Source organism: Caulobacter sp., from assembly GCF_035254145.1.
Lineage (GTDB): Bacteria > Pseudomonadota > Alphaproteobacteria > Caulobacterales > Caulobacteraceae > Caulobacter.
Window position 1 is genome coordinate 1 of record NZ_DATFAV010000131.1, and the last position, 5056, is coordinate 5056.

Below are 5056 nucleotides of genomic sequence, written 5' to 3' on the forward strand. Positions count from 1 at the left end.
CCCTCACCCCTCCGCGCGCGTCAGCTTCCAGCGGATCTTCGCGCCGACCTCGGGGCGGACCTGGCTCTTGAGCACCACCTGGCCGGCCTTCCTGGCCAGGCCGTGATCGAAGTGCGCGCTCGGGGCGATCTCGACGTCGACGGCGTCGTTGCGCAGCCACCAGCCGACATTGCTGGGGCCGCGGATCAGCACGCTCTTGCCGTCGCGGGCGATCGAGGCGCGGGCCTCGGGGTGGAGGTGGAACCTGACCGCGAAGGGCAGGTAGCGGCGGGGGCCGTCCGGGTCGGCCGCGACGATCGGGGTCAGGGCGTCCTCGCCACGCAGCTCGTCGGCCACGGCGTCGAGGAACAGGCGCCGGGTGTGGGTCAGGCCCAGGCGTCGCCAGCCGTCGTGGACGATGTCCAGCCACACCCCGCCGACGTCGTCGTGGCGCTCGGCCGCGACCTTGGTCGCGCCGTCGACCAGCCAGGGGCCCAGGGCCTTGGCGCGGAAGCCGGATAACGGCTGGCCGGCCGAGCCGTCGCCGACGGAGACGGTCGAGGCGGCGGCCGACAGGCGGAAGGCGTGGGCGCCGGCGGCCTCGGGGCTCCAGCCGCAACTGGTGATCAGCCGGTCCTTGGCGCAGACGATCTCGATGGCGGCCGGCTGGGCGCAGGCCGCGACGCTCAGGGGGCCGGCGGCGGGCGGGCCGCAGTCGGCGATCAGCTCGAGCGAGCCGCCGATCATCTTGTGGTAGCCGCTGTGCGGGGCCGCGTTCAGCGGGCGCGGGCCTGCGTCGTCATGGGCCAGGGCCGCGGCGATGCGGGCGGCGGGGATCGCCTCGCCGCCATGGAAGGCCGCGAGATGGCCGTCGCCGAGGGTGAAGAAGCGCGTGGCCGTCGACAGGCGGTCGATGGCCCGCGACAGGCTCTCGGGCGCGGGCCGGCCGCGCTGGCCCAGGGCGTCGTCCAGGGTCAGGAGGTCGAACAGCAGCTCCACCCCGGCCTCGGGCGAACGGGTGGCGTGGCCGCCGTCGGCCAGCACGATCTGGTCGATATGGCGCGAGAAGGCCTTCAGACCCTTGGCGATCAGGGCCTCGCCCGGCTTGCCGGCCAGAACGCAACCGGCGACCGTGACGGCGACGGCGCGCTCCAGGGCGCGGGCCGGGGCCTTGCCGACGGTGGCCAGATGACGGGCCTGGCGGGCCAGGTCGCGGCGCAGGTCGGCGGCCTCGGCGTCGCTAGCCTCCATGGTCAGGGCGCGGGCGGCGCAGGCCAGGTGGAAGACCCGCCGCTCCAGGCACTCGGCCGACCATGAAAAGGCGTTCCACTTGCCGAACACCCGCCGCCAGTCGTCGATCAGGCGCAGGGCGCGCCGCGCGCCGTCGGGGCCGGCGGCGATCAGGTCGGGCAGCCAGTCGAAGCGGTGCAGGCTGACGGCGAAGCGGCGCGTGGGACTGGCGGTGTCGAATGGGTCGCCGTCGGGACCTAGCCGCAGGGCGCCGCCGTCCAGGGCCAGGGTCCCGGCCAGCAGGCGGCGGCCGTCGCCGGGCCGGGCCGGGCGGGGATCGTGCGGCCGGGCGGCCAGGCCCTCGACGCGGGGCAGGGCCAGCAGCAGGCGGTGCGGGGGCGAGCCGTACCACTCGCGCTCGACATGACTGGCCAGTTCGGCCTTCACGGCCCGCCACAGCACGCCGCCGCGCCCTTTCGACGCCGAGGGCGCGGGAAACTTCAAGCCGCTGGCGGAAGATCGCTTGACGGCCATGGTCTGGGATCAGCCGCCCTTCAGGGCGCGGATGTTGCCGGCATAGGCCTCGCGGCCGCCCTTGAACACCGCCGAGCCGGCGACGAGCGCCGTGGCCCCGGCGGCCACGCATTGCGGGGCGGTGACCGGGGTGACCCCGCCGTCGACCTCGATGATGATATCGAGCCCGGCCTTGTCGACCATCCGGCGCAAGGCCTCGACCTTGCGCAGCTGGCCGGGAATGAAGCTCTGGCCGCCGAAGCCCGGATTGACCGACATGACCAGCAGCAGGTCGACGTCCTCCAGGATCCACTCGACGTGGTCGATCCCGGTCGAGGGGTTGAAGACGACGCCCGCCTTGGCGCCCAGCTCGCGGATGCGCTTCAGGGAGCGGTGCAGGTGCGGGCCGGCCTCGGGGTGGATGCTGATGATGTCCGCCCCGGCGGCGCGGAAGGCTTCGAGATAAGGATCCGCCGGGCTGATCATCAGGTGCACGTCGAACGGGATCTTGGCGTGCGGCCGGATGGCTTTGACGATGTCGGGGCCCAGCGTGATGTTGGGTACGAAGTGGCCGTCCATCACGTCGACATGGACCCAGTCGGCGCCGGCCGCCTCGATGGCGGCGACCTCCTCGCCCAGGTGGGCGAAGTCGGAGGCCAGGATCGAAGGGGCGATGAGCGGCGCGGTCATGGTCCTGGGATAGCGGCGTCGGCTTTCCGCCACAAGCGACGGCGTCAGCCCTTTTTGCGGAAACGGGCCGCGAAGAACCCGTCCTGGCCGCCGTCCCGCTGGTGGGGCAGCAGCCGCAGGGTCCCGCGCGCGGTCAGGCTGGCGGGCGGGAAGCCGGCGGCGGGGGCCTCGTCGGCGGCGATCGGATCCAGCGCCATGTCGGGGCGGCGGGCCAGGAAGGCTTCGACCTGGGCCTCGCCCTCCTCGGGCTCCAGCGAGCAGACGCAGTAGACAAGGCGCCCCTGGGGCTTGAGGCGACCCGCGGCGCTGTCGAGGATCCGGGCCTGGACGGCGGCCAGGCTGGCGACGTCGCCGGGGCGCGCGGCCCACAGCACGTCGGGATGGCGGCGGAAGGTGCCGGTGGCGCTGCATGGGGCGTCCAGCAGGATGGCGTCGAAGGTCCGGGCGTCGTCCCAGGCGGCGGCGTCGGCCGCGACGACCTCGGCCGACAGGCTGGTGCGGGCCAGGTTCTCGCTCACCCGCTTGAGGCGGGCGGCCGAGCGGTCGACGGCGACCACTTCGGCGCCGGTCGCGGCCAGCTGCAGGGTCTTGCCGCCGGGCGCGGCGCAGAGATCGAGCACGGCCTCGCCGGGCTTGGCGTCCAGCAGGCGGGCGGGCACGGCGGCGGCGGCGTCCTGCACCCACCAGGTCCCGTCCTCGAAGCCGGGCCAGCCGGCCACGTCGCCCTTGCGGCGCACGCGCAGGGAGCCGCCGTCGAGGATTTCGGCCTCCAGGGCCTCGGCGAGGGCGGTCGCGTCGGCCGAGGGCTTCAGGGAGAGGTCGGTGGCCGGCTCGTTGGCGATCTCGGCGGCGACCTGACGCGCGGTCGCCTCGCCGAACGCGGCGGTCCAGCGCGAATAGAGCCACGGCGGGGCCAGCAGGGTGGGATCTTCGCTTGGAGGGGCGTCGCGCAGCAGGCCGCGCAGCACGGCGTTGACCAGGCCCTTGAAGGGGCGACTGGCCTTGTTGGCGCCGGCCAGCTCGACGCTGGTGGCGACGGCGGCGAAGGCCGGGACCTCCAGATGGAAGGCCTGGGCCGCGCCGAGACGCAGGATGTGCATCACCCGGTCCGGCGGGGCCTTCTGCAGCTTGGCGGCCAGGGCGCGGTCGATGGGGCCGAGGTGGCGCAGCACCGCCATGGCCAGGGCCCGCGCGAACGCGCGCTCGCGCGGCTCCAGGAAGCGGAAGCCGTTGGCCGAGGCGGCCTCGTCGATGCCGCCGCGACGCGACAGGGCCGCGTCGATTAGGGTCAGGGCGGCCTCCCGCGCGGGGAGGCCGTCGTTCAGTTCATGAGTCACCGCCCCGCCGTGCCAAGAGGCGGGCGCGAGCGCAAGCGGTTTCGAGTCTCGTCAGGCCGCGGCGGTGCTCGCCGAGCCCTTGAAGAGGTTCAGGATCACGGTGACGCCGAACAGGAGGAACCCCGCCGCGACCAGCAGCGAGCCGGCGGTGATCATTGGCCCAAACACCGCTGGCGGCGCGGCCTGGCCCAGATACATGCCCACGCCCGGGATCATCAGCAGCACGCCCAGGTTCGTCAGGGCGAAGTTCGTGGCCTTGACCTTGTTGGACACGCCCTGGCCCACGGTCGCGTAGAAGGTCCCCATCATCGCCTGGCTGAGCCAGCCCAGCAGATTGAGGTGGGCGTGGGCCGAATAGGTGGCGTGGTTCTTGGTGATTCCCATGGCCAGGCCCCAGCCGACCCCGATCATGGCGTAGAAGGCGGCCGACGCGAAGAAGGCTTGCGGCCAACGATTGCGGTTCATCTGAAATTACCCCGGTATTCGAACGTTGTTATCTTGGGCCGGGGGTTGAACAGCATCTGGCTGGCGGTAGCAATCGCGTTGATGTTAAACCTTTGTCATGTCTGACCTTCACGATACTCCGCCCGAAGCCCAACCGGAGGCCGAACCGGAGGCCCAACCGGAGGCCCCTGGGGCCGCGCCCGGCAAGGCCTTGAGCCCCGCGGCCCGCCGCGCGCTGGAAGAGGCCGCGGCCCGCCGCGCGGCCGAGCACGATCCGGCTCTCCCCCCCGAAAAGGGCGGCCGCGACGGTCCCGAGCCCACGCGCTTCGGCGACTGGGAGAAGAAGGGCGTGGCGGTCGACTTCTGAGGCCGATCGGGCGAGGCTCCTCGAAAATACGGAGGAGACACCATGCCAAATCTCGCCCCAGGGGCGGACCAAGACCTCGCCGAACGCCGCATCCAGGTCGTGCGCGACCACATGGCGCTGGAGTGCGTCCACGACTGGGACGCCGTGATCGCCACCTTCGAGCATCCCCGTTACGAGATGCACGGCCCCGGGACCGTCTTCGACGGCGAGGCCGCCGTCCGCGGCTATTTTTCCGCCTCTCGCACGCCGTTCCCCGACCAGGGCAACGAGATCATCGCCATCGCCCACGGCGGCGACACGGTGCTGGTGGAATTCTGGCTGACCGGCACGCACCTGGGACCCTTGAGCCTGCCGGGCCGCACGGTCGAGGCGACCGGCAAGCCGTTCCGCATCCGCATGGCCGCCAGCTTCGAGTTTTCACCGGGCGGCGACAAGATCGTCTGCGAACGCCCCTATTACGACCAGTTCGCGGTGCTGCGGGCGCTGGAGCTGGCCT

At 72.6% G+C, this 5056-nt stretch carries 6 protein-coding genes; 2 read left to right on the forward strand and 4 right to left on the reverse strand.

Features of this window, described 5'->3' with window-relative positions; genetic code table 11:
- Positions 1–3: 3 nt before the first annotated feature.
- Genes VJ655_RS07795 through VJ655_RS07810 form a run of 4 tightly spaced genes read right to left on the reverse strand, consistent with a single transcriptional unit; the run spans position 4 to position 4214 of the window.
- Positions 4–1743 (reverse strand): heparinase II/III family protein, encoded by a 1740-nt coding sequence (locus VJ655_RS07795; protein ID WP_324110500.1) that lies wholly within the window; start codon positions 1741–1743, stop codon positions 4–6.
- Positions 1744–1752: 9 nt separating this feature from the next.
- Positions 1753–2412, reverse strand: a complete 660-nt coding sequence (gene rpe, locus VJ655_RS07800) for a ribulose-phosphate 3-epimerase (RefSeq protein ID WP_324110501.1) — start codon at positions 2410–2412, stop codon at positions 1753–1755.
- 44 nt (positions 2413–2456) lie between these two features.
- Positions 2457–3749, reverse strand: coding sequence for an RsmB/NOP family class I SAM-dependent RNA methyltransferase (locus VJ655_RS07805; protein WP_324110502.1), 1293 nt, complete (start codon positions 3747–3749; stop codon positions 2457–2459).
- A gap of 51 nt (positions 3750–3800) precedes the next feature.
- Positions 3801–4214 carry a hypothetical protein gene (locus VJ655_RS07810; RefSeq protein ID WP_324110503.1) on the reverse strand — a complete coding sequence of 138 codons (414 nt, stop codon included), beginning with the start codon at positions 4212–4214 and terminating at the stop codon, positions 3801–3803.
- A gap of 97 nt (positions 4215–4311) precedes the next feature.
- Between VJ655_RS07810 and VJ655_RS07815 the strand changes: the two genes are divergently transcribed.
- Together VJ655_RS07815 and VJ655_RS07820 are read left to right on the forward strand one after the other, a co-directional pair.
- Positions 4312–4560, forward strand: a complete 249-nt coding sequence (locus VJ655_RS07815; RefSeq protein WP_324110504.1) for a DUF1674 domain-containing protein — start codon at positions 4312–4314, stop codon at positions 4558–4560.
- A 42-nt stretch (positions 4561–4602) separates the two neighbouring features.
- The coding region (locus VJ655_RS07820; RefSeq protein ID WP_324110505.1) for a nuclear transport factor 2 family protein at positions 4603–5056 on the forward strand (454 nt) is incomplete at its 3' end.